Here is a 668-nt window from a genome sequence, read left to right on the forward strand (position 1 = left end):
CGCGTCACCGCGCTGGTGGATGCGACCACGCAGGCGAAAGCAACGCCGGCCGACAAGGCCACGCAGTCGAGCCTGATAGACGCGCTGGACCAGCTCAGGAGCGCGGGGCTCATCGCCAGTGCGCCCGGCGGTATCGCGCTGGTGACGCCGCGTTCGATCCAGCAGGCCGCCAGCGAGAACGTGATGGTGACGGCGGGCAGGCACGTCGATGTCAGCGCAGTCAAGCGCTTCACGCTGGCGGCGGGCGACCTCATTTCGCTGTGCGCGCACAAGTTCGGGCTGAAGATTTTTGCCGCTAGGGGCAAGGTTGAGATTCAGGCGCAAAGCGATGCGATGGATCTCATAGCCGACAAACAGCTACGCGTGGCGAGCGCGAGCCAGGACGTGCTGGTGGCCGGGAATACGAAGGCAGTCATGGCCAGCGGCGGCGCCGCGCTCACGATCGAGGACGGCAGCATCGTGTTCCACTGTCCAGGCGAGTTCCGGATCAAGGCGGCGTCGTTCACCTTCGAGGGGCCCGCGAATTTTGAAAACGCGCTGCCCAATTTGCCGCAAGGCAAACTGACCGTTAGGAACCTCTACAACATGTCGCGCTAAGACGATGATTATCAGCCCTCCCTTTCTGCCCGTTGCGGGCACGACGTCAACCAACCTCGCGCTGACCGACC

The 668-nt window shown here is 63.9% G+C and carries 1 protein-coding gene; it reads left to right on the top strand.

The window, feature by feature from the left end; genetic code table 11:
• Positions 1-597: DUF2345 domain-containing protein (locus AC3WLT_RS37265; protein ID WP_492596542.1), on the top strand; the 597-nt coding region annotated here is incomplete at its 5' end.
• Between the last annotated feature and the right edge of the window lie 71 nt (positions 598-668).

Source organism: Paraburkholderia sp. FW306-2-2C-D06C, from assembly GCF_058781505.1.